Source organism: Caldivirga sp. (genome assembly GCF_023256255.1).
Lineage (GTDB): Archaea > Thermoproteota > Thermoprotei > Thermoproteales > Thermocladiaceae > Caldivirga.
Genome location: NZ_JAGDXD010000023.1, coordinates 1 through 21915, shown reverse-complemented (window position 1 = coordinate 21915; position 21915 = coordinate 1). Strand labels below are relative to the sequence as shown.

Below are 21915 nucleotides of genomic sequence, written 5' to 3'. Positions count from 1 at the left end.
ATACGCTTAATTATCTTAAGGAACAACTCACCATTCCTATAGACCAGCCTAGCCTCACGGTTAGGGTACTCGCCATATCTAGGATCTTTGCCAATTACCCTAAGCCTATAGCCACCAATTAACTCAACGTAATCACCCTTGACACGGTAACCCGTGCCAGGGCTAAGCCACATCCTAAGTGCCTTTACCCTTGGGATCCTGCCCCTCCTTGGATTCCTGAGCCACGACTTAACAATGGCTAGGGCTTCACGGTAGCAGTCAATGGCTACCCTAGATGGTAGGTTAAACGCCGTCTTCAACCAATCGTACAATAATGCGTGGGCTTTACCCACACTCGTTACCCTATTTACTACTAGGACTTGAACCGATAGGTTTAGAGCCGTCCTATACCTCTTCATGAGGTCAAGGACCACTGGCTCAGGGCTAACCCTCCACGAGACCGTAAGGGTTAGTACCCCATCACCACCAGCGGTCATTGGTAAAGTCTCCATGGTTGGGTTAATAAACCCAATTCTTATGTCAGTCCTTACTGAGGGAACAATAACAATCAAGACAATTAAAGGGAAGGAATACGTATACATATATGTTGGCAACATAGAGCACCTAAAGAAGCTAAGGGGGAGAAAATATGCATGATAATATTCGAAGACTGCAGTACCTAGAAGGGGCGAGGCTTTAGGTACGTTACGGTAAAGACCCATACCCTTAAGGTATCCTAGTTTAATTAATGCGTTAGGAGGATAGTTAATAAATGGGGAATGCTTATATATCCTTAAGGAGACTACCAGCGCATGTCCAATAGCTCCAATAACTTAACTAAGTTTTACGAGATAATGAGAAGGCTGGACGAGACCATATCTGATATTGAGAAGGTTAGGGAACAGGTTAAGAGTGAACTTGACTCATATTTAAGGCAAGTTGAGGATAATTTACGTAAGATGCTTGATGATGAGATTAGTAAGCTGGTGAATGAGTACCGGTTAAATGCTGAGTTGAGCGCGAAGAAGGAGGTGGATGAGTATTTAAGTAAGCATAGAAGTATGATTGAGACTATTAAGGATAATAGGGATAGGATTATTAATGAAGCCTCAGGTAGGGTACTTAAGGAGCTTGGATTCTAAAACAACTCATGATGATTTAAAAACCCTATAGGGTGGTTTTACTAAGTGATGAGACTTCAGCGGGAGACTGGTGATCTTAGGGTCAGTGACTGAAAATTTAAACCCTAGTTTAGTTAAGTTTAGTTAAATGCTGAGAATTGAACATTACAAGAACCAGGATGAGGCCATAGAGAGGCTTAAGGAAATTGCCAATGACGTGTCCAGCATGATTACTAGGATAAACACAACCATAGAGTACATTAGGACTAATGAATTAAGGACTATTAGTCAGGGTGCGTTAACCATTAAATCATACAATGTTCTTGATCAGAAGGGGAGGGAATTATATAAACTGTTTTACATAGGGATTACGGGCAATGTGGATTACGAATCATTAAATCAATTAAGGCAATACTACGTGGCATTAAGGGATTCCTTAAATTCACTCATAGTCTCAATGAGTAAAATGAACATTAATGGTTCTTTAATAATTATTTACCTTGATGAGGCACCAATAATGATAATACATAGCCTTAGTGAAAGCGCATTAAATGAATTAATTAATTTAATCAACATTGATTCTAAATCTTAGTGATTTTTAAGAGTGAGGGGTTGAAGAAACTAGGCTTCCTGAACCCAGCCTCTGATTCCTAATGGCGACAGCTTCCTGGTAACCCCTAATTATGCTGTATATGCCTAATGCGCCAACAACCGCAACCACTAGTAGGAACCCAACATCCACCGCATCCAAGTTAGGTATGGGTAAGCCAGTTGATATTGCCCATGAGTCTATTGATGGGAAGAACACTATTAACAGGCCGGCTAGCACGAAAACCCATCCACCGTAGTAGAGTACCCTACCGGCAGCCCTCTTACCAATAACCTTAATTTCATCCTCATTAAACTTCTTAATCCTCAGTATATTACCGAACACTGCGCCGAATATAATCTGCATAATCATGGTTCCAACACCGAACATTAAGCCAGGTAATGGAGCATATATTAACCCAGGAACCTGAGGGGCTAGTATAAATGTGATTATACTTGCATAAGCCCCGAAGCCAAAGCCTGCTATTAAACCATGCACTATAGTCATTTTTAACGGTACATCCCTTTCATGAACCTCATGTAGTGGTAGCCTACTAGCCTTACCCGTGTGGTGTGCCTTACCACCAAGCGCTAAGTCAATGGGTAAGTGCAGGTACCTGCCCTTTAATATATATGAACCAGCTATAGCCATCACTAGGCCAACCACTATGTAGACTGGGCCATCTAAGTTATATCTCTGGTAAAAGTAGGCTAATCCAATGTAACCCAGGGTCGTCAGTAAAGCCCTCTGTATAGTAAAGCCCAGAGAGAATAAGAAGCCAGCCGCCATACCGCCCTTGGTACTGTACTTCCCTATAGCGTAACTGAAGGTTATTGGCCAGGTGTGCTCATCTGGGGTGGCGCCATGCATCATACCCAGTAGGAGGCTTATGAATAGTATTTCCGATAACCCTAACCCAGTTGGTGGGTTTAAGAGTAGCTGCAGTATGTTCATATCTTTCGGGTTACCCTAATTAATTTATAAACCTTTCGGGTTAACCGAATAAAAATAGGACAGGAAAACTAAGCGTTCAATTCCATTAAACCCTAAATACGCCTATTAAAATCATGCGGATTCGGGATTTTTCCTAAGCCTTATTACCCAGTACTTATTAACCTGTATTATATCTAGGACACTGCAGTTCAGTTTACCTGCAACTAGTGGTATTGTTTGGCAGGATGCAGGGTAATCCACGAGAACATCGATTATTGCGTCGTTTTCCACTGACTTAATCACCTTAGCAGTATAGAGTTGAGGATACGGGCAGATTAACCCCCTTAAATCCACTACATACTTATCATCAACCTTGGTTAACCTACTGTTTAATACCATGCTCATACTGCGCACTAGTTAATACATACTTATTTATACGGCGATAAAGGATGCATATTTTACAGCAACCGAAAGACTCATTCCTTTAGCATGGAGTCGGACAATGTAGGCGATACTATAATTTAGAAATGGCTCATTCGGCATGTCACTCATCAATAATCAGATACCCCAGGACGTTATCACAGCCAAGTAATCCTTCTAAAAACCCTCTAATTAACCTTTACTGGGCATTTCTCATCAATATAGGGTTGATTCGTAGTCTCATGCCAGGATTAAAACTTCTAATATTACCCTAGGGTATGTTAAATCTTAGTTTCATGCTGTAAGGCTAGGTCAACGAATCTTCAATGATAGGTGGTTAATTGTGAGTTAACTAAGGTGTTTAATCGCACTAGATCGGTACTTAAAGTGTGTTTAAGCCATTAGGTGGTATCTTATTAGGCTTATTATTGATTTATCAACGTTAGCCGTACCCCTCAACACCATGTAGAGTAGGTCGCTTGGATTCTTAATACTAGCCACATCCCTGGCTGATGCAGATGACCCAACTACCTTAAGTATTTTAAGTAATTCATTTATGTTGCTTACACCTAAGTCACTCATGATCCTAAGTAGTTTAAATGCAACATACTCCTTGTCTAGGCATGACTTAGCTAAACATATAATGAGCCCTAGCACAGTGGCACTGTAGCTGTTGCATTTACCATTCTTCGAGATAGTTATTATACCCTTACTACTTAACTTCCTGGTTTTCTTAAAAACCGTACTGAAGGCTAGTCCTGTTATTCTCGATAGCCTGTATAGTGTTATGCCATTGTTCTCCACCACGGCCTTTAGGATGCTTGACTCCTGTTCATCCAGGTAGGGGACTAATCTGCTCCATAATATGGATATTTCGTTCAATTCCCCTCTATAATCATCAGTTACCCCAACGTTCTCCATGAGTATAGTATTACATCACCTAACCTTAAAGATTAATCACGTTAACTTCCACATTCCAAGTGATATTTTAAATATTTATAAGTGCACAAGTTTAAAAGAAGAATACTCGTAAAAGGGCACATAAGGCCTCACAATAGTTAAGGATTAATTATTAACAATAACTGATTCAATCATGTCTCTCAAATACATGGAAGTAGGAGGAAGGAAGATTGAACTAGATGAGGATGGTTTCCTAAAGGATCCATCAACATGGAATGAGGAGGTGGCTAAGATACTGTGCAGGGAAGAGTGCCGTGACCCGGATACTGGGCAAATGGGTGTTATGAAGGATGAACACTGGAAGGTGGTTAAGTACCTGAGGCAGTACTGGGAGAGGTTCGGCATGTGCCCACCAATAAGAATGCTTGTTAAGGAAACAGGAATACCACTCCAGAGGATATACCAATTATTCCCAAATGGCCCAGCTAAGGGGGCGTGCAGGGTTGCTGGTGCACCCAAGCCCACTGGTTGTGTTTAAAATAAGTAGACCCCTATTAGTGATGAAGTAAAGTGTTTAAATGAGGACTTAGTTTAAAACATAGATTATGGTTCCTAGCCTATTTAAGCCGAGTGACGGGAAGGCGTGGGCTGCGGTTGCAGTGATATTGAAGGAGTGCCCAGACGCAATGGTGTTAGTGGGTAAGAGGATTATGAATCCAAGGGATCCATGGAGTGGGGATGCTGCCTTTCCAGGTGGGCATTATGAGGCTAGTGATGGGGACTTACTTAATACTGCGATTAGGGAAACCATGGAGGAGACTGGGATAGATTTAAGGAAACTTGGCAGATTAGTGACTGTGCTTGATGTTGAGCATCCAAGGAATATGCCTAGCCTTAATGTCTTACCCATAGTGTTTAAGGTTGATTGCGGTGTTGAGGCGGTTAATACCACCAGTGGGGAGTTTGAGTACCTTAAGTGGGTTAGATTAAGTGACCTACCTAATGCGGATAAGGTCACTGTGGTTAAGGGTAATACTAGGAAGGCTGTGATTCTAGGGGACATGGTTATATGGGGCATGACTAGGAGAATACTATGTAAGCTCTACGGAATGCTTAATAATAAGCAGGAAAACGTAAGGGGCTAGATTTTACTAGCGTACTCCCTAAACAAGTAAGCGTAGGTCTCAGTTAACCTCCTCCTGTAGAGAGGCTGATAAAGTGGCCCAGGCTTCTCTGAGAACCTCAAGTACTTCCTAACATCAGGAAGCCCCGTTAACTCAAAGAACTTATCCCAACCAATCCTGTTTATCCAATCCCCAATACGTTCACCCTTATTGGCATTAATAACCCAAGTATCCACTATTCTCTTAACAACCTTAACTAGGGTTGGCCATCTTGGTGGCTCACTTGGTATGTATGGGACCACTATCCTACTCATTAATTGCCCATTAGGTCCAGTGTTGGATGCCTTACCACCCACAAGCACCATTACCCCCGTCTTCTTGGGATCATACACAATAGCGTCCACCGTGTCACGGCACCTACCACAGGCTATACATAATTCAGATCTAATAACTATACCGTACGCCTTACCTGTTGATGGGTCCCTCTTCGGGGTTATTGCACCAACTGGGCATGCCGCCGTCACGTCTAATGGTGATCCAATGCTTGAGAACCACTTATCATCAACCATAGGTGTTTGAGCAGGGTAACCTACGACTGCAACGTCGGCAACATCAATGGCACCACCACAGGCGTTTGGGCAACCTGAAACCTTTATTGATAAGTGAGCTGGAGTCTCCTTCTCATAAACATACTCCACTAAGGCATCACCAAGCGCCTTAGCTATGCTTGGTGCATCAATGACGGCCGTAGTGCACGTTAAATAGGCCGTGCAGGGTTGGATATTCCATAAGTGATTCCCCCATCCACCTACTAAGAAACCATTTTTCCTAAGCTCCTCCTCAAGTCTCCTAGCCCTCTCTTCCTCATCAGTGAGTATCTCAACATTACCCTGAGGAGTAGGCCTAATAACACCAATACCGTACATGTCAGCTAGGTCGCAAAGCTTCTCAAGCGTATCTGCACTAAACCTTGAATTTGGGGGTCCAATAACCTTAACTGAGTAGATCTCCTCACCTGTCTCAGAAACATGCTTAACTATGGCTGGGGTTATTAACTCTGTCTTAACCCACTTACCCATGTTCCTAAGCAGTGTCTCAGGGACGTAGTTAGTATATGGTATTGGAGCAAGCTTCTCAGGGTGATTAACTGGGGTTAAGTCACCACTCCTGAAGGCTAACTTATGAACCACGATCCTTATCCTTGTTCTTTGATCCACAGCATCACCCATGCTTAAGGTGTTTACAGGCATTTATATTAGAATTATTTCACATTTAATGAGGAATAAGGATTTTTAAACAAAGTTAAAGCACCTCATATGGCATCTGAAGAACTACCAATAGACCCAGCATTATGGCCTGAGCCACCACCCAAGGAGAAGGTTGAGGAGTATTTAGCGGAGTTGGAGAAGGGGCCGTGGCCAAGTCATGTTACTGAACTTAAGAAGACAAAGTACCCAGTTTACATATATGGCATGGGGCTTGTTACGGGTGTAACCCCATGGGCCACCAGTGCAGCCAAGGCCCCTGGAATATATTCAGGTGTGCTTTCTAGGATGAGCCACCCATGGACTAGGATAAATCCACCCATTTTCGAGGATCATGCACGCGTTCTAATCCCCTCAGCCCAAGTCTTCACAACCACACTACTCAGATTCCTCATTGAAGCATCAAGGAAGTATGGTTGGGGTTCATTACAGTTCATAGGAGGAACTGGGGACGTTGTCTTAAACGTAGTTAGGGAGAAGCTTATTGAGCTAGACGTATTCCTGAGAAGAATAGGCCTAGACATAGGGGGTTCAGGTGATGTAATGAGGAACACCGTCTCATGTCCAGGACCATTACTATGCCCCTACGCAATATATGACACCTTAAAGGCCAGGGACTTCACCTACAGTTGCCTAATAGACTGGGCCACTTACCCTCAATTCCCATACAAGATAAAATTCAAGTACTCAGGCTGCCCAATAGACTGCCTTAAGGCTCAGGCAAGGGCGGACTACGTGGTGATAGGCACATGGAGGGGGGCCCCTGATGTTGATGATGAGAGGCTGAAGCAGTGGATTGAGGAGGGTGGGGATGTTGAAGACCTGGTTAAATCATGCCCCACTGGTGCTATTAGTTGGGATGGGTCAAGATTAAGTATTGATGGATCAAAGTGCGTTAAGTGTATGGAGTGCATTAGGAGGGCTTACCCAGCCGTTAAGCCTGGTAAGGAGAGGGGGTTAACTGTACTGGTGGGTGGTACGATTAAGAGTAGGAATGGGCCTAAGTTAGCTAAGGTACTAATACCATTCATACCCCTACCTAGCCCTGATAAATTGGAAGAGGCTTTAATGACCATGTTCCAAATAGTTAGGGATAGGATTGTGCCTAAGTGGGATGAGGAGGGTTGGAGGAGAGAGAGAATTGGTGACACATTAATAAGGGTGACTTGGAACCGCTTCCTAAGTGACTTCGCCAAGTTTGACCCAGACCTAGCGGCTAAGATTACTAAAGCCAAGCCAACTGAACCATACTACACCTACGGCATAACGTTCTTCAACATGAGTGAAGAGCAGAAGGGCAAATACCTGGAGGACTTGAGAAAGGCAATGGAGACTTGGCAGTGACTTAAATGTACAATGCGTTAACGTATTCACTATACTTCATACTTCCTTACGTATCATTAGTAATACTGGTATGCGGCGTGCTTTATAGGATTGCCTTATGGCTTAATGCCGGTAAGGGCCCACTTGGACTTTACCTAGGCTTATACAGGCTTGTGATCAAGCCAAGGCAGGAAAGCTTCCTAGGTTCAGTTAAGCATATTTTAGCCAGAATGTTCACATACTACACGATACTAGGTACTAGTTACCGTAGGGATTACTCAACGTGGCTTGGCGTACTATTGTTTCACTGGGGAATATTCCTACTAATTGCCTTCCACCTACACCTATGGTTACCTCAACTAACGGTCCCTGAATCAGTAATGTTCACCCTAGGAACCATGGTAGGTGCATTAACACTTGCGTCAGGCGTATTCCTACTTGTGAGGAGAATTAGGGTTCAGAGGATCTACAGGGTCATCATTAATTACCTTGATGACTACGTGGCAGTCTCATGGGTCATAGTAATAGTAGTGCTTGGGTTAGCCCTTAGATTAACCGCACCCTCCTCATTATTTAATGAAGCCACTAAGTGGGCTCTTGGTTTAACATCATTTAAATACATTCCCCCACCTAGTAACCTACTCTTCTACGCACATGTGCTTGCGGTGGAGTTATTCATGATGTATATCCCATTCGCCAAAATGATTCACCCATTCTCAATGCCCGTTAACCCAGCCCTATACGGTAAGTTTGAGGACATTAATGAGGTTAAGAAGAGGATCCTGAAAGAACTGGGGTGGTGACCATGACTAATGTTAAGGTTAAGTATAAGGGTGAGGATAAGGATATACTGGAGGCTAGCCCACGCTACAGTGAGTGGGTTAAGGAGTTCAGTAACGGTAGTGGTCACTTGAAGGCTAGGGTTGAGGCTAATGAAGATACATTAATTACGATAGAGATGAGTAAGTTAACTAAGGTTAAGCCTAATTCAAGTGATAGGAAGCTCTACTTCATTAATAGGATAGGGGAATTAGCAAGAAGTAATAGGGCTTTTAGGAACTACATGGAGTCATGCACCCACTGCGGCTTCTGCATAGATAAATGCCAAATGTGGCTTGCCACAAGGGACCCTAATAATAGCCCCGTTGGTAGGGCTGACTTAATTAGGAATATTTACAGGAGGATGCGTAAATTAACCTTCGGCCTAGTGGATAAGGTTAGTGATGAGGGGGAACTTAAACAGTTACTGGAGAGCATTGACCTAGATAAGATATGGACCTACTACTACCAGTGCACCGAATGCAGGAGATGCGCGTACTTCTGCCCCCTCGGCATTGACCAAGCTGAGATAACTAGGTCTATTAGGCAGATATTCGTTGAGATGGGTATGATGCCCCCCTTCATAGCTAAGACAATGGAGTGCGTGTACAAGACGGGGAACAACATGTGCATTACTAAGGACGCTGCACTTAATGTAATAGACTTCACGGTTAGTGAAATAAGTGAGCAGACTGGTAAGAAAATGGAGGGAGTAGTGGATAAGGATAAGGCTGATGTACTCTACATACCCTCCTCTACCGACTTCTTCACTAACATTGGGACATTAAAGGGGGCGATTGCAATAATGACTGAGCTCGGCCTTAATTGGACAATGGACTCCCAGGCCCTTGAGGTAGGTAACTTCGGGCTCTTTGAGGATGAGCACCACTTAAGGAGGTTTGGGGATAATATTGTGAATGCAGCCTTGAGGAGGAAGGTTAGGATGGTTGTATTTGGGGAGTGTGGGCATGGGTGGAGGGCCTTTAAGAACTACGTGGTTCCCAGGCTCGCTGAACATGGTATTGACGGAATCTCAATAACTCAATTAACTGCATGGGCGCTTAGGAAGGGTAAGTTGAAGCTAAGTAATAAGGTTGACGCAGTGGTGACTTACCATGATCCATGTAACTTAGCCAGGGCAGGGGACTTGATTGATGAACCTAGGGAGATACTTAAGGCAACGGTTAAGGAATTTAGGGAGAGGGAGCATAATAGGGAGAGGACGCTATGCTGCGGAGCTGGTGGTGGGTTACTGCTTGATGAATTAATGCCCCTTAGGGTTTGGGCAGGATGGCCCTCAGTATATGATGCTTACCGCACTGGGGCGCAGTACATGGTTGCACCCTGCAGTATAGATAAGGCACAATTCCCCCTAGTTATAGAGTACCATAAGGTACCCTTGAAGTTCAGGGGGGTGTCCGACTTCGTCTACGCTGCCCTATACGGCGTTGACATAGACTCCGTTTAAGCCATTAGGCATTGATTAATGTTACTTTTAATGAAGCCCTCAATCACCTTAACATGCTGGGACCTGGGGGTGTGACCCATACCTTCTATCATTAACTCAATAACCTTAAATCCATACTCACTGGCCTTCCTTTTAAGTAACTCAAGGTGCTCAGCGGGCACTATATCATCAGCACTACCCCTAATGTATATTACTGGTGGATATTCACCATTAATGTACCTGATTGGTGAAGATTCCTCAAGATCCCTCATACTTAACCTAGCCACTATATCATTATACAACGCCCTCCTCACCGACCCCTCCTCCCCCTTCTCAAGCCACTTTAATTGAAGAACCCTATCAACTGGTGCAGCAACAGCGATAACGCACTTAACCTTCTTAGGATATTTGGCGGCTAATAGTAAGGCCACAGTACCACCCATGGAATGGCCACCTATGATTACTGGGTCCTTCTCATTCTCAATAATCCTGGATCCAATTGAGACCCCATCAGCAACCTCATCTATTTTAGGTGCCTCAACCCTGAACCCCATGTTTCTAAATGGCCTGGTTAACCAATTTATCTTCTCTGGGCTTGAACCCTTACCGTGGAATAGTAGAGCAAGCATTAAGGCTAAGGGCTAGCTTAGCTTGATTTAAAACCTTCCCTAAAATACTCATTTGTGTTCATTATGATACCCTAATGTTACATTAATTACAGGGCTATTAGAACCTTAATCAATAAGTTAATCATTCATTAAGTACTTATTGATAATATTGACTGACTTAATACTACTTTAAATGACCATTAAATATGATACTGGGTAAAGCTTTAATATTTACACACCTCCTATTTTATATGAGTAGTGAGCTTAAGGTAAGTGGGATAAATGTCAGAGCTTTATTGGGTGGTACAATAGGTTGGATGGTTGATGTATTTGACTTAACCCTCATACTCTTCATAGCTTCAATAATTGGGGAAGCCTTCTTCCCTAAAACAAACCCCACTGCTCAATTACTCTACGTGTTCGCCTCATACTCCTTAACCCTCTTAGCTAGGCCATTGGGTGGCATTGTGTTTGGTCATGTTGCAGATAGGGTTGGTAGGAGGATTACAATGTTAATAACCCTAATTGGCCTTGGCGTATTCTCAGCATTGACAGGGGCATTACCAACATATGCACAAGTGGGCTTAACTGCAACTGCATTATTCGTAACCCTTAGGCTCATTGTGGGAATATTCGTTGGTGGTGAGGTTTCGGGCTCGCACTTAATAGCGGTGGAGAGTTCCTCACCTCGGTTTAGGGGCTTGGTTAGTGGCGTTATTGAAAGTGGCTACTACTGGGGTTACGCATTAGCTGCATTAACATTCGCACTGCTTAGAGACTACTTTGGGACAAGGAATTTCGTTGCCTTCGGCTGGAGGTACGCCTTCTTAGTAGGTCTCGTAGTTGCCCTCATTGGGGTTATCCTTAGGTTAACGGTTGATGATCCTGAAATCTATAAGAGGGCTAAGGCGACAGGCAATATAGCAAAGGTACCCATAGCTGAATTATTCAAAGCCAGTACTAGGGATGCCTTGGTGGCTTTACTTCTATTAGCAGGAATCTTCTGGGTGGCCTATGCAACGCTAGGTTTCCTACCAACATACCTAACAAGATTCATGAAGTTGCCGCTTAATGAAGCGTTCTGGGGGTTAGCATATGCATCTCTGCTAGGTGGGGTAATAACCATAATTGGTGGTGTATTAAGTAACTACACTGGGAGGAGGATGGCCTTCCTAATACTCATAGTAGTAGGCATAGTGTTAGCGTACCCATTAACCATAGCGCTTAAGCTAGGCTACACCTCACTCATAATCTCAACTGGCGTATTAACAAGCGTAATAGGCACTGGTGGCGTTATGCTGGCTTACTTAGCTGAATTATTCCCAACAAGGTTCAGGGGAAGTGCAGTTGGCTTCCTATGGAATATGGCTAGTATTGGAGCCACTGGAGCATTATTAACCTCCCAGTATTGGTTAAAGGCTTTTGGTGTAATAAATGGCTACGTAGTATTGCTAATAGTTGGATACGTAATTGGGTTAATTGGCGTAGCCATAACTAGGGATAATACTGGAATTGAATTAGATAAAGTTAAGGAGAGCCTTAGGGAGTGAATTTAAACTAGGGTAAAAAGGTTTGATTTAAAACCCATAATCTTCACATCATATTCTCCTTACCGCCACCAAAGCCACAGCCACCACTATCACTATCACCAGGATCACCCACACCACCGTCTCATTAATGGCTTGCCTAACGATAGTTACCGTTGATGTTACTGTAGTTAACTTGGTTAACGTAGTAACCAGCGTTGTTGTGGATGAAGTTGTTTCAATTAAGGTAGAGGTCTCAGTTACTACTGATGTTGAGGTAACTAGACTAGGTGAAGTAACGGTTGTAGTTACTGTTGCAGTTACTGTGGTTGTTGTAGTTGTGGTGCTGGTGACTTGGGCAAGGCCGGGTGTTAAAATTGATGCCTTATAAAGTCTCCAGGCTATTACACCCCATCCAGGGTAGTTAACCCACTGGTCATTGCCGTATTCACTGCCTAAAGTTATTACATCCATCCATAATTTACTCACTTCATCCTGCGAGGACCAGAGGCTTGGGCATATTGTTGGGAAAACCTTAACCATGTACTGTAGGAATGGCTTAAGCGATATGCTTACGTAACCGTTCTCGAAGCCACCATTAAGGGGAACAAAGGCTATGTAGGTCCAGTAAGTACTGCCTGAACCATGGTAGCAGTCAACATGAATGTCAAATGTCTCATTAATAAGTGAACCATTAACCGTAACAGGGATATTAACCTTAATACCAGTGTCAGCCCATGAGAACACAGGTGTCGTAGTGTATAGCCAAATCATTAACTCAGCACCATGGTTTAGACTAGCTGATGGTGCCGGTGTTGTGGTGAACCATATGTCGTAGGACCAGTCCATTGGCTCATCATCAGGAACCCACATTGAGTAGTTAAGGGCTATTAACCTATTTGAGTATGAACCATTAACTAGATCACCGACTGTTAATGGTAATGGCAATGATGGGTTACGGATATTAACTTGACCACCAGGGAAGATTCCAACAAGGTAAATACCCGGGTAACCCCAAACGCCCCCACTTGGGCTTATTAAAGTAACGTTACTTATGAAGGAGCTGAAGCATATTTCACCGGTCTCATTGTTGAAGGTTAATGTTTCATTGCCGTAACCCACGCTTGCTAGATTCCACATGTTAATTTGAAGCAAGTACTCTAGGTTACCGTACTTAACTAATGTCCATGGACCAGGTGGACCATAGGTAATAACCATGTTTGATGTGGGTAGGATGGGCTCAGTTGTCAACATTAAGACGGTGCTTGAATTCAATGAGCATGACGGTACCGTAGGCATCTGTATGCTTAATGCCGCGTGGGTATTCACTGCACATATGGTTAACACTAATACTGAAACCATTAACGTTAATTCACTTATCTTATGCATGATGTAGGGTTATATAGCTACTTTTAAGTTTTCCACATAGCTTTAATTAACGTTTGATGGATTGTTATTGAGTGAGGTTAGCTTGGTAGACTGGTTTACTACCCTTAAGCAATACGTTTATTACATTTTGTGCCGTTACCTCAGCCATCTTATTTCTGGTTTCAACGGTGGCTGATGCAATATGTGGGGTGAGGACAACATTACTCATCCTTACTAATTCATGGGTGGCCGGTAATGGTTCCTCCTCATAGACATCTAACGCAGCACCAGCTATCCAACCCTCCTTAAGGGCCTTGATTAAGGCGTTGGTATCAATAATGGCCCCCCTAGCTATGTTGATTAAGTACGCCCCCCTCTTCATCATCCTTAACTTATCCTCATTAACCAAGTGGTGGGTTTCCCTACTTAAGGCCACTGTTATGATTAGGTAGTCACTCTGCTTAAATAATTCATCAAGGTTAACGTACCTTAAACCCAAGGCAACCTCAACCCAAGGCTTCCTAGTCCTTGACCAATATAGGACATTCATGTTGAATGCCTTAGCCCTTCTCGCCACTGCAGCACCTATATTACCAAGGCCTAGTATACCAAGCGTCTTACCCCAAACCTCAGTACCAAGAAACTCACCCCAAACCTTATACGCCTCCCCACTTCTAACAAGCCTATCACCCTCTATTACCCTGCGGGCCAGGGTTATCATTAGGCCCACCGCCAAGTCAGCCACAGCCTCAACCAATATTTCAGGCGTGTAGCCAACTGGGATACCCCTCCTTGTGGCTGCCTCAAGGTCTATGTGGTCGTAACCAACACTATATGTGGCTATTACCTTAACCTTAGCATTACTTAACACGTAATCATCAACCCTATCACCAATAGTAACAACTAACGCATCACACCTTGAGGCAGCATCCCTCAACACATCCCTAGGTGGTGCTGCTGCCCTATCCCACATCCCATGACCCTTATTGTCCCAAACCTCAAGGGTAAAACCCACGTTCCTTAAGGTATCGTAAAGCAGCTTAGGGAAGGTTGACCTAGTTAAATACACACAGTGACCCATAAGGGGTTGTTAAGCTACACTTTTTACGCTTAAAACCCATAGAGGGCCTTCACAACGATACCTTACCTCATGTAGTTTCACCGCGTAGATTTGAAGTTAACTAATTGTTTAATTTTAATTCAACATAGTAGTAACACCTTAATATTGTAAATGCCCAATTGCAATTATGGTGGTTTCAATTTTTACTCTGCATATTTGAATAGTGAATTACCTTAATAGGTTTAATGGTTTATCAACCTCCTACTTAACTAATTGAAGTTAAAAACATAGCTGTATGCCTGCAGCGTGATTGGCATTAGCTTAGGAATGATAATGCGCATTGAAGGGGAGGAAAAATTTACTCTTGAGAATAAAATATATTAAGCTAAGGATGTGGGATCAGTGATGAACATATCGCCATTGGTATGGTTCGTGGCTGCTTGGTTTATCTTTATTGGATTAGTTAAGCTTCTGCTAAGGGATAAAGTCAAGGTTTACTACTACGTTGCTTTAATGGCTAGGAGTAGTGGTGTCGAGAGGATTCTTAGGCCACTGGCTGATTTAATAGATGGTGTTCCCACAATGGTGATATTTGTGCTTGTTGTGGCTTTCTTCGCGTTAGCTATGGTTTACGCAATTCCTGTTCTACTGCCTATGCCTATTCAGGTAATAGGTGAGCTAGTGGGTTTTGTACCATCATTCATTAGGATACTGGGCATTAACCTAGCCGCAACGGTAAGTGTCATAACGAGCCTACACACTGTATCAAGCCAACAGGCGGCAACTCAGTTAGTGGAGAGTAGGTTCACGCCGGCTACGCCCCTAATACCTGGCGTTACGGTTAGCGTTAACGTATTCGTAATTGTGTTAATAGCAATAGGCATAAGCATACTTGTTCATGAGATTTCTCACGGAATAATTGCACTTAGATATGGGGGTAAGATAAAGTCAGGAGGCGTATTCCTATCACTCTTCATACTTTACGGCGGCTTCGTTGAGGTTGATGAGGTTGATCTCAGGAAGAAGGCTGGGTTAAGGGGTATATTAGCCATGCTATCTGCAGGAGTATTCGCAAACATGATTCTATCAATAGTAGCCATTGGCTTAATGTACCTAGCCCTAATACCGGCCCTTCAACCATACTTATCTGGTATAGTTATAACAAGCGTCATTAAGGATTCACCAGCCTTCTACGCTAACATACCTGCCAATAGCCTGCTCCTTGCCATAAATGGGAAGCCAATAATATCATCAATGACTCTACTGTACGTGCTAGAGGGGCTTAAGCCAGGTAGTCAAGTCACATTAACGATACTTCACTCAGGCATAATACACACATACACTATAATCACCTCCAGTAACCCAAGTGACCCAAACTTACCCTTCATAGGCATTACTATTGATGATAGGTTATTTTACCAGTTCATCTACTGGTTGTGGACAATAAACGTGGTTATAATACTGCTTAACACAATGCCAGCATGGCCCCTTGATGGTGGGCAATTCCTATACTACATGCTACTAAGCATACCTGGGTTTAGGGAGGAATGGGCTTCTAGGGTTATGTACATTATTAGTGCCGTGCTGTGGGTGCTCTTCATATTCACACTCTTCGTAAGCTTATCCTCAGGGCTCTGGAGAATTGCGGTGACCCCACCATGAGGAGTGAGTTAAGGTACTCACTAGTAATAGCATTAATCTTGGTTATAATGACAACCATCATATCGATTGCATCTCCCATTGAATTATTATTCTCAGTGGAGCCTAGGTTAATAGCACCAAACGGTAATCTAGTGTACGTAGTCTACGATAATGACTCAATATACTGGGTCAACTACACACCACTATACATCTACGCCTGGAGGTTCTCGGCAGTAATGTTCCTGCTCTGGATAGCCACAGTTATAATATACGTTGTTAAGCCCCTTAAGACCGCTGACGCATTATCAATGATTCTCGCTGTTGTGTTTGCGGCATCAGAGTACATTTACCTGTATTCAATTGGAGCTAAGGTAACGATACTTCCCTTAACCTACATACTCTACACAATCGGTAAACCACTATTATTTATCGACGTTGGGCAATTAGCCCTAATTTACGCACTCTGGAGGGCTTTTAAAAACAGCTTAATCAGCATTAGGCGTGGAGGTAAGTGAAGATAGGGTGGCTAAGTTAAGTGAGGTATTAAGGGAATTAAGCCTAAGCGACGTGTTAGCCTTCGAGGAAAGAGACCCTCAATTCATTGTAGTTAAGAAGCTGTGTACGGCATTAAATGACCCTGGGCTTGTGGCCGTATTAGTTGCAATGAACTCGGTGGTGAGTTACATGCTGACTGGTAGGGGTGAGAAGCATTGGGGCTACTTCAGTGAGTACTTCAGTCGCAATAGGCCCAGTGACTTATGCAGAGATTTTAAGGCATACGTAATGAAAAGCCCCTACTTGGCCAGGGGCAGGGACGTTAAGGTTAATAGAATTGATAGGTTCTGCAGCGCCAAGCTTCATGATAAGTTAAGGGATTTAACCAATTTGAATGAGGCATGGAGACTATTGGCTAATGGACTACGCTCACCCATCAATAGTAAGACCGTGGTCTTCGCCATTAAGATGCTTTACTATGCATATAGGGCATGCGGCGTTAATGTAAAACCCCCTGAGGACTTACCGGTGCCGGTGGATTATAGGATAGCGACCCTGACTCAATGCAGTGGTTTAATTAATGCTGACGTCAAGGTGCTTATGAGTAGGCAGGGCATTGTTCAGGAGGCTTGGGGAAGGGTTACTAGGCTTTCAGGAATACCTCAAGTCAATCTTGATTCATTACTATGGGTTATTGGTGGTGCGTTAATCTATAGTGACTTTAATGTTGATGCAGCCCTACGTAAATTAATAGGGGACTCATTAATACCACCGAGTAAGGTTCAGGTTTTTAGGGACCTAATGATTGAGTTAAGTAGGGAATGCCTAAGGGGTGATTCCAATTAGTATTGAACTACTGGTAATTGGGGGTGGGCCGGCTGGTTCATTCCTCTCAAGTGAGGTTAACCTCAGCAGTGTTATGCTGGTGGATAAGAAGAAGATTAACTATGGCCCAGTAGTGTGTGGTGAAATGATGCCTAAGGCAGAGTTACTTATGGATTACCTACCCAGTGAATTAATGAGCATGATTGAGTACACGCTTCATAAATCAATTAAGAGGAGCATTATTGTTAATCACATTAAGACCCTTAGAATCCTAATTAGGGTTAAGGGAACAGTAGTAGACTTAGGTAGCATTAACTTCCCAGCCTACATAGTTAATAAGGGATTAATGATAAGCAGCATTATTGATGATGCAGCCAATAGGGGTGTTAAGGTTAACTTCTCATCAACCGTAACAGGATGCATTAGGCATGGTGATGGCTTTAAGTGCAAGGTAATTGACAATAATGGTGAACACTACGTTGAAACACAACTAGTGGCTGGGGCTGATGGTTACCCATCAGTAGCCATGGAATTAACCGGTAGCCCACGCTTCAACCCAATGGATACTGCAGTGGCCACTAGCCAAAGAGCCGCAGGATGGGATGGAGATGAGGAGGAGGCTGTTGTGATTGTAGACCCTAACCTAGCGCCTGGGGGTTATGCCTGGATATTCCCAAGGGGTGATGGCACAAGTAATGTGGGGTTGGGGATTAGGGGTTATGATGCTTGGCTTAGGGGTATTAACCCAGTTAAACTGCATTATGAATTCCTGAAGTCACTAAACCTTAAACCAACCCAAAGGTCAGTGCTACTTAAGACTATTCCAGTGGGTGAACTTGGAAAGAGAATTGAGGCTAATGGGGTCTACCTACTTGGCGACGCTGCTGGTACCGTTGTGTCAACTAATGGAGCCGGCATTAACACCGCAATGGTTAGTGGATTACTGCTGGCTAAGGCACTTAAAGGAGGATTAAGCTATGGCGTGGAAATGAATAAGGTGCTTGGTTCATTCCTCAGGGATGTTAAGAGACTTAGGGAATTGGCTGACCCAATTCTCGAGAGTGAGGATGCCTTAGGTAGGTTAATCAGTATTATGCCTAGGGAAACCGTTAAATGGATTATTAAGGAAGCGATGCTTGCCTCAGTAAACCCAATGCTGAGGATTGGTGCTAGGTTACTGACGGGTTTAATTAAGGTTAGGGAACGCATTTAACAAGGCCCCCATCTATCAGTATCATTGAGCCATTTATGTAGGATGCCTTATCACTGGCCAGGAAGGCAACAAGGTAACCCACCTCCTCTGGGTTACCGTACCTACCCACTGGTATATCCTTAGCCATACTCCTTAAAACCTCCTCAATAGGTGCACCACTCCTCTTAGCCTCATCCTCAGCCAGTCTCCTGACCCTATCGGTCATTACGTAACCCTGCATGACACCGTTTACCGTAATTCCCCTTGGCCCATATTCACTGGCCAGTGACTTAACTAAGCCAGCTAGAGATAATCTTACCGTATTAGACAGTACTAGGTTACCTACAGGTTGCCTAAGGGTTAAGGAGGTTACGTAAATTAACCTACCCCAACCCCTCTTAACCATATCATCAACAACACCCTTACTCAACCACACAGCCGATAGCAGAAGTAGTTTAACCGCGTAATCCCAGTCATCGAACGTCAATTCACTGAATAGGCCAGGTTTAGGTGGCCCAGTATTATAGACTAGTACATCTATGGGACCCATTGTTCTCTTAGTCTCCTCAATAAGCCTCATTACATCATCCCTATTCGTTAAGTCACCTTGAACATACGCTACATCACCTCCAGTCTCCCTACTAAGCTCCAATGCAGTACTCTTAAGCTCATCAATACTCCTAGCGAATAACATAACCCTAGCCCCTTCCTGTAGCATAACCCTTGCAATACCCTTACCAATACCTCTACTAGAAGCCGTAACAATAGTTACCTTACCCCTTAAGCCAAGATCCATGGGGGTAAGGTTACGTGAGGCATTTAAAAATTCCGCTCATCATGATTCTTGAAGTAATGTTAATAATCATTAATGGTTTAAATGAGGCTCATTCGCCTACGGATATTCAGCCAACGGATTCATGTGAAGTTCACTTGGTGTTAATACCTTAAAGGCCTCGGCATACTTGCATCCAGCAGCATTACCCAGTTTCAAGTGAATCAACTCAATGTTCATCAGTAGTTCCTCGCTGAACTGTGACTTATGCGCCCTTAACGCATTCATCTTCCTATCCACGTAATCATCAATACATATTAACGCATTTGGCCTCACTGTGGCACCCAAGGCTAATACCGGTGGCTGGGACTCAACCCTATACTCGCTTAAAACCCTTGGTATACCGTGAAATAACACAGCCTGCATGACGGCTAAGCCGGTATTCACGTGATCTGGATGAGCCTCATAGGGTAGGCGTGGGTCCACTGTAATTACTACATCAGGCTTAAACCCCCTAATTATCCTAATGAAATCTCTCCTAAGGATTTCTGGTTCAGGAACCTCAGAATCAACATAGTTGAGGAATTCAACATCATGAACACCAAGTATCCTCATAGCCTCAAGCTCCTCACGTCTTCTAATCGCAATAACCTCATCAAGAGTATACTCCATGGAACCTATACTCATTCTATCATCACTGACCACTACATTCTTAACTAAGGAACCATTATTAACCATCATTGATAAGTAACCACCAGCAATAACCTCAATATCATCAGGATGCGGAGAAACTGCTACTATCCTTCTAGCTGATCTTAATGCGTTAACTAAGTCCTTATTCACGACTATGCCTTTAATATATTCCTCAAGCCTATGAGGATTAATCACCTAGTTCACCTATGGTAGGTGGTATCTATTGTTGCATCACTTACCTTAAGTCTATTAACTGACTGCTGAAGTTCATTAACATGCTCCTTAATTTTCTCTATGGCTGCAACTACAAGTTCGAAGGCCTCCCTTGGGGCTAGCAGTAGATAGTGTGGTAGTACTAGTTCTCTTCTAGCGAACTCTTCAGCACCAGGTAGATTAAGTCTTTCATAGTTTGGCATTCTATCAAGGATGTACTTTGGAATTGACTTAACCAGGTTCTCTCTCTTGAAGGCCGGCTGCTTATAGAGTGGTGGGCCGTAGGAGACACCCACTGGTACACCCTCAGCCCTAAGCGCCTCAATGAAGACCTCCTTAGGTATGTTGTTTAACTCCTCAGGCTTATAAAGCATTACGAAGTAGTAGTAGCCCCTAACAGTTACCCTATCATCGTTCCTAGTTGGCTCAACTACGCCAGTCCTTTTAATCATGTCGGCTAAGACTTTACCATTCTCATTCTTAACCTTAACCTCACTGGGCAGTTTCCTAAGCCTTGAGAGCAGCAGTGCTGCTTGAATCTCACTGAGCCTATAGTTTGAGCTTAGTATGTAGTGAATGTAGCCTGGTTGCCCAATAACTCTACCAATATTGTGTATTAACCTAGCCCTCTCAGCCAACTCATCACTATTAGTTAACACTATACCACCCTCACCTGCAGTTAGTGATTTGCTTTCCTGGAAGCTGAATGAACCCATATCCCCAATAGCCCCAACCTTACGTCCCCTCCATTCTGAACCATGTGCATGGGCAGCATCCTCAATTAAGTATAATCCATGCTTCCTGGCTATACTAGTTAAGGCATCCATATCAGCTGGATAACCCCCAAAGTGCACGGTTATTATTGCCCTAGTCCTCTCAGTGATCCTACCTTCAACATCCTTTGGGTCAATATTACCAGTCTTAGGGTCAACATCAGCAAACACTGGTATTGCACCTACCTCAGTGACCGCTGAGGCTGTAGCTATGAAAGTGTAGGCTGGTACAATAACCTCATCACCCAGGTTAAGCCCAACTCCAAGGGTCTTAAGGGCCAACTCAAGGGATACTGTACCGTTAGCAACAGCAATACCATACTTAGCATCATGGTACTTGGCGAACTCAGCCTCAAAACGCTCAGCATAGGAGCCTGGGTAAAGCCTACACCAATGCCCACCCTTAACAGCTTCAACCACAGCCTTAACATCATCCTCATCAAGAAGAGGCCACCTAGGAATCATTCTACTAAGATCCTTAGCAACAGGCTCACCACCATTAACAGCAAGCTTAACCATAATAGAAGTTGACTTTAATACTTTTAAACTTATAATTTATCTAGAGCTTATTGCAGGAATAATCACATGATTTTACCTAAGATTATTCCAGAATATAAGATTTCATGTTGATAAGTTAATAGATTATAAAATTCACATAAATTAACCTTGAATTAGCATAGATTTATATGAAATACTTAAATACTGATAATTAAAATGTTAGTAAATCATTGCATAAGCTACTAATACCTAGAACAAGAGATAACTAGAAATTTCTAACAACCCTGACTAAGCCTCTTGGTTTCTCAGTGTCAATACCCCTCTTAACTGC

General features: G+C 43.3%; 22 protein-coding genes and 1 pseudogene. 12 read left to right on the top strand and 11 right to left on the bottom strand.

Annotation, left to right across the window (positions count from 1 at the left end; genetic code table 11):
• Nucleotides 1-596: pseudogene (locus Q0C29_RS03590) on the bottom strand (hypothetical protein); the annotation flags it as partial.
• 195 nt (nt 597-791) lie between these two features.
• Between Q0C29_RS03590 and Q0C29_RS03585 the strand changes: the two are divergent.
• Nucleotides 792-1121, top strand: coding sequence for a hypothetical protein (locus Q0C29_RS03585; RefSeq protein WP_291999289.1), 330 nt, complete (start codon nt 792-794; stop codon nt 1119-1121).
• Between the two features lie 127 nt (nt 1122-1248).
• Nucleotides 1249-1692: a hypothetical protein gene (locus Q0C29_RS03580; RefSeq protein WP_291999288.1), complete on the top strand. Its 444-nt coding sequence runs from the start codon at nt 1249-1251 to the stop codon at nt 1690-1692.
• Between the two features lie 6 nt (nt 1693-1698).
• Here Q0C29_RS03580 and Q0C29_RS03575 read toward each other — a convergent pair whose 3' ends face one another.
• The 3 genes from Q0C29_RS03575 to Q0C29_RS03565 form a co-directional block, all read right to left on the bottom strand.
• On the bottom strand, nt 1699-2643 hold the full coding sequence (locus Q0C29_RS03575; RefSeq protein WP_291999287.1) for a hypothetical protein: 945 nt from the start codon (nt 2641-2643) through the stop codon (nt 1699-1701).
• A 111-nt stretch (nt 2644-2754) separates the two neighbouring features.
• Nucleotides 2755-3027, bottom strand: a complete 273-nt coding sequence (locus Q0C29_RS03570) for a sulfurtransferase TusA family protein (RefSeq protein WP_291999286.1) — start codon at nt 3025-3027, stop codon at nt 2755-2757.
• Nucleotides 3028-3435: 408 nt separating this feature from the next.
• Complete coding sequence (locus tag Q0C29_RS03565) at nt 3436-3963, bottom strand: winged helix-turn-helix transcriptional regulator (RefSeq protein ID WP_291999285.1); 528 nt, start codon at nt 3961-3963, stop codon at nt 3436-3438.
• Between the two features lie 172 nt (nt 3964-4135).
• Between Q0C29_RS03565 and Q0C29_RS03560 the strand changes: the two genes are divergently transcribed.
• On the top strand, nt 4136-4480 hold the full coding sequence (locus Q0C29_RS03560; protein ID WP_012185910.1) for a TusE/DsrC/DsvC family sulfur relay protein: 345 nt from the start codon (nt 4136-4138) through the stop codon (nt 4478-4480).
• A 67-nt stretch (nt 4481-4547) separates the two neighbouring features.
• Entirely contained in the window at nt 4548-5087 is a 540-nt protein-coding gene (locus tag Q0C29_RS03555; RefSeq protein WP_291999284.1) for an NUDIX domain-containing protein, read from the top strand.
• On the opposite strand, the gene dsrB is transcribed toward Q0C29_RS03555, so the two are convergent.
• Entirely contained in the window at nt 5084-6316 is a 1233-nt protein-coding gene (gene dsrB / locus Q0C29_RS03550) for a dissimilatory-type sulfite reductase subunit beta (RefSeq protein ID WP_291999283.1), read from the bottom strand. The genes Q0C29_RS03555 and dsrB overlap by 4 nt on opposite strands.
• A gap of 66 nt (nt 6317-6382) precedes the next feature.
• Between dsrB and Q0C29_RS03545 the strand changes: the two genes are divergently transcribed.
• From Q0C29_RS03545 to Q0C29_RS03535, 3 genes are read left to right on the top strand one after another with little or no spacing between them, the layout of a single operon-like run.
• Nucleotides 6383-7675: a sulfite reductase, dissimilatory-type subunit alpha gene (locus tag Q0C29_RS03545; RefSeq protein ID WP_291999282.1), complete on the top strand. Its 1293-nt coding sequence runs from the start codon at nt 6383-6385 to the stop codon at nt 7673-7675.
• A gap of 5 nt (nt 7676-7680) precedes the next feature.
• Nucleotides 7681-8457, top strand: a complete 777-nt coding sequence (locus Q0C29_RS03540; protein WP_291999281.1) for a respiratory nitrate reductase subunit gamma — start codon at nt 7681-7683, stop codon at nt 8455-8457.
• A 2-nt stretch (nt 8458-8459) separates the two neighbouring features.
• Entirely contained in the window at nt 8460-9941 is a 1482-nt protein-coding gene (locus Q0C29_RS03535) for a (Fe-S)-binding protein (RefSeq protein ID WP_291999280.1), read from the top strand.
• Here Q0C29_RS03535 and Q0C29_RS03530 read toward each other — a convergent pair.
• A complete protein-coding gene (locus Q0C29_RS03530) occupies nt 9938-10549 on the bottom strand; it encodes an alpha/beta fold hydrolase (RefSeq protein ID WP_291999279.1) in 612 nt (203 codons plus the stop codon). The two genes, Q0C29_RS03535 and Q0C29_RS03530, sit on opposite strands and share 4 nt — an antisense overlap.
• Nucleotides 10550-10779: 230 nt before the next feature.
• On the opposite strand from Q0C29_RS03530, the gene Q0C29_RS03525 reads away from it, so the two are divergent.
• The gene (locus Q0C29_RS03525) at nt 10780-12078 is read left to right on the top strand and encodes an MFS transporter (RefSeq protein WP_291999278.1); all 1299 of its coding nucleotides are present in this window, start codon (nt 10780-10782) and stop codon (nt 12076-12078) included.
• A gap of 48 nt (nt 12079-12126) precedes the next feature.
• Here the strand turns inward: Q0C29_RS03525 and Q0C29_RS03520 are convergent, their stop codons facing one another.
• Nucleotides 12127-13443 (bottom strand): hypothetical protein, encoded by a 1317-nt coding sequence (locus tag Q0C29_RS03520; RefSeq protein WP_291999277.1) that lies wholly within the window; start codon nt 13441-13443, stop codon nt 12127-12129.
• Nucleotides 13444-13507: 64 nt separating this feature from the next.
• Nucleotides 13508-14503 carry a D-glycerate dehydrogenase gene (locus Q0C29_RS03515; protein ID WP_291999276.1) on the bottom strand — a complete coding sequence of 332 codons (996 nt, stop codon included), beginning with the start codon at nt 14501-14503 and terminating at the stop codon, nt 13508-13510.
• Nucleotides 14504-14887: 384 nt separating this feature from the next.
• Between Q0C29_RS03515 and Q0C29_RS03510 the strand changes: the two genes are divergently transcribed.
• Genes Q0C29_RS03510 through Q0C29_RS03495 form a run of 4 tightly spaced genes read left to right on the top strand, consistent with a single transcriptional unit; the run spans nt 14888 to nt 18656 of the window.
• Nucleotides 14888-16144, top strand: a complete 1257-nt coding sequence (locus Q0C29_RS03510; protein ID WP_291999275.1) for a M50 family metallopeptidase — start codon at nt 14888-14890, stop codon at nt 16142-16144.
• Nucleotides 16141-16638, top strand: a complete 498-nt coding sequence (locus tag Q0C29_RS03505; protein ID WP_291999274.1) for a hypothetical protein — start codon at nt 16141-16143, stop codon at nt 16636-16638. Before Q0C29_RS03510 ends, Q0C29_RS03505 begins: the two co-directional genes overlap by 4 nt.
• Entirely contained in the window at nt 16625-17464 is an 840-nt protein-coding gene (locus Q0C29_RS03500; protein WP_291999273.1) for an N-glycosylase/DNA lyase, read from the top strand. Before Q0C29_RS03505 ends, Q0C29_RS03500 begins: the two co-directional genes overlap by 14 nt.
• Complete coding sequence (locus Q0C29_RS03495) at nt 17451-18656, top strand: NAD(P)/FAD-dependent oxidoreductase (RefSeq protein WP_291999272.1); 1206 nt, start codon at nt 17451-17453, stop codon at nt 18654-18656. Before Q0C29_RS03500 ends, Q0C29_RS03495 begins: the two co-directional genes overlap by 14 nt.
• On the opposite strand, the gene Q0C29_RS03490 is transcribed toward Q0C29_RS03495, so the two are convergent.
• The 3 genes from Q0C29_RS03490 to Q0C29_RS03480 form a co-directional block, all read right to left on the bottom strand.
• On the bottom strand, nt 18640-19431 hold the full coding sequence (locus tag Q0C29_RS03490; protein WP_291999271.1) for an SDR family oxidoreductase: 792 nt from the start codon (nt 19429-19431) through the stop codon (nt 18640-18642). The genes Q0C29_RS03495 and Q0C29_RS03490 overlap by 17 nt on opposite strands.
• Nucleotides 19432-19527: 96 nt before the next feature.
• The gene (locus Q0C29_RS03485; protein WP_291999270.1) at nt 19528-20295 is read right to left on the bottom strand and encodes a PIG-L deacetylase family protein; all 768 of its coding nucleotides are present in this window, start codon (nt 20293-20295) and stop codon (nt 19528-19530) included.
• A 5-nt stretch (nt 20296-20300) separates the two neighbouring features.
• Entirely contained in the window at nt 20301-21605 is a 1305-nt protein-coding gene (locus Q0C29_RS03480) for a DegT/DnrJ/EryC1/StrS aminotransferase family protein (protein ID WP_291999269.1), read from the bottom strand.
• Nucleotides 21606-21915: the final 310 nt, after the last annotated feature.

Coding starts and splice junctions, on each gene's coding strand:
- Q0C29_RS03510 (WP_291999275.1), top strand. CDS start 14,888: ATGAACATATCGCCATTGGTATGGTTCGTGGCTGCTTGGTTTATCTTT.
- Q0C29_RS03530 (WP_291999279.1), bottom strand. CDS start 10,549: ATGCTTGCTCTACTATTCCACGGTAAGGGTTCAAGCCCAGAGAAGATA.
- Q0C29_RS03545 (WP_291999282.1), top strand. CDS start 6,383: ATGGCATCTGAAGAACTACCAATAGACCCAGCATTATGGCCTGAGCCA.
- Q0C29_RS03565 (WP_291999285.1), bottom strand. CDS start 3,963: ATGGAGAACGTTGGGGTAACTGATGATTATAGAGGGGAATTGAACGAA.
- Q0C29_RS03585 (WP_291999289.1), top strand. CDS start 792: ATGTCCAATAGCTCCAATAACTTAACTAAGTTTTACGAGATAATGAGA.
- Q0C29_RS03540 (WP_291999281.1), top strand. CDS start 7,681: ATGTACAATGCGTTAACGTATTCACTATACTTCATACTTCCTTACGTA.
- Q0C29_RS03580 (WP_291999288.1), top strand. CDS start 1,249: ATGCTGAGAATTGAACATTACAAGAACCAGGATGAGGCCATAGAGAGG.
- Q0C29_RS03555 (WP_291999284.1), top strand. CDS start 4,548: ATGGTTCCTAGCCTATTTAAGCCGAGTGACGGGAAGGCGTGGGCTGCG.
- dsrB (WP_291999283.1), bottom strand. CDS start 6,316: ATGCCTGTAAACACCTTAAGCATGGGTGATGCTGTGGATCAAAGAACA.
- Q0C29_RS03490 (WP_291999271.1), bottom strand. CDS start 19,431: ATGGATCTTGGCTTAAGGGGTAAGGTAACTATTGTTACGGCTTCTAGT.
- Q0C29_RS03535 (WP_291999280.1), top strand. CDS start 8,460: ATGACTAATGTTAAGGTTAAGTATAAGGGTGAGGATAAGGATATACTG.
- Q0C29_RS03505 (WP_291999274.1), top strand. CDS start 16,141: ATGAGGAGTGAGTTAAGGTACTCACTAGTAATAGCATTAATCTTGGTT.
- Q0C29_RS03575 (WP_291999287.1), bottom strand. CDS start 2,643: ATGAACATACTGCAGCTACTCTTAAACCCACCAACTGGGTTAGGGTTA.
- Q0C29_RS03560 (WP_012185910.1), top strand. CDS start 4,136: ATGTCTCTCAAATACATGGAAGTAGGAGGAAGGAAGATTGAACTAGAT.
- Q0C29_RS03515 (WP_291999276.1), bottom strand. CDS start 14,503: ATGGGTCACTGTGTGTATTTAACTAGGTCAACCTTCCCTAAGCTGCTT.
- Q0C29_RS03520 (WP_291999277.1), bottom strand. CDS start 13,443: ATGCATAAGATAAGTGAATTAACGTTAATGGTTTCAGTATTAGTGTTA.
- Q0C29_RS03570 (WP_291999286.1), bottom strand. CDS start 3,027: ATGAGCATGGTATTAAACAGTAGGTTAACCAAGGTTGATGATAAGTAT.
- Q0C29_RS03480 (WP_291999269.1), bottom strand. CDS start 21,605: ATGGTTAAGCTTGCTGTTAATGGTGGTGAGCCTGTTGCTAAGGATCTT.
- Q0C29_RS03525 (WP_291999278.1), top strand. CDS start 10,780: ATGAGTAGTGAGCTTAAGGTAAGTGGGATAAATGTCAGAGCTTTATTG.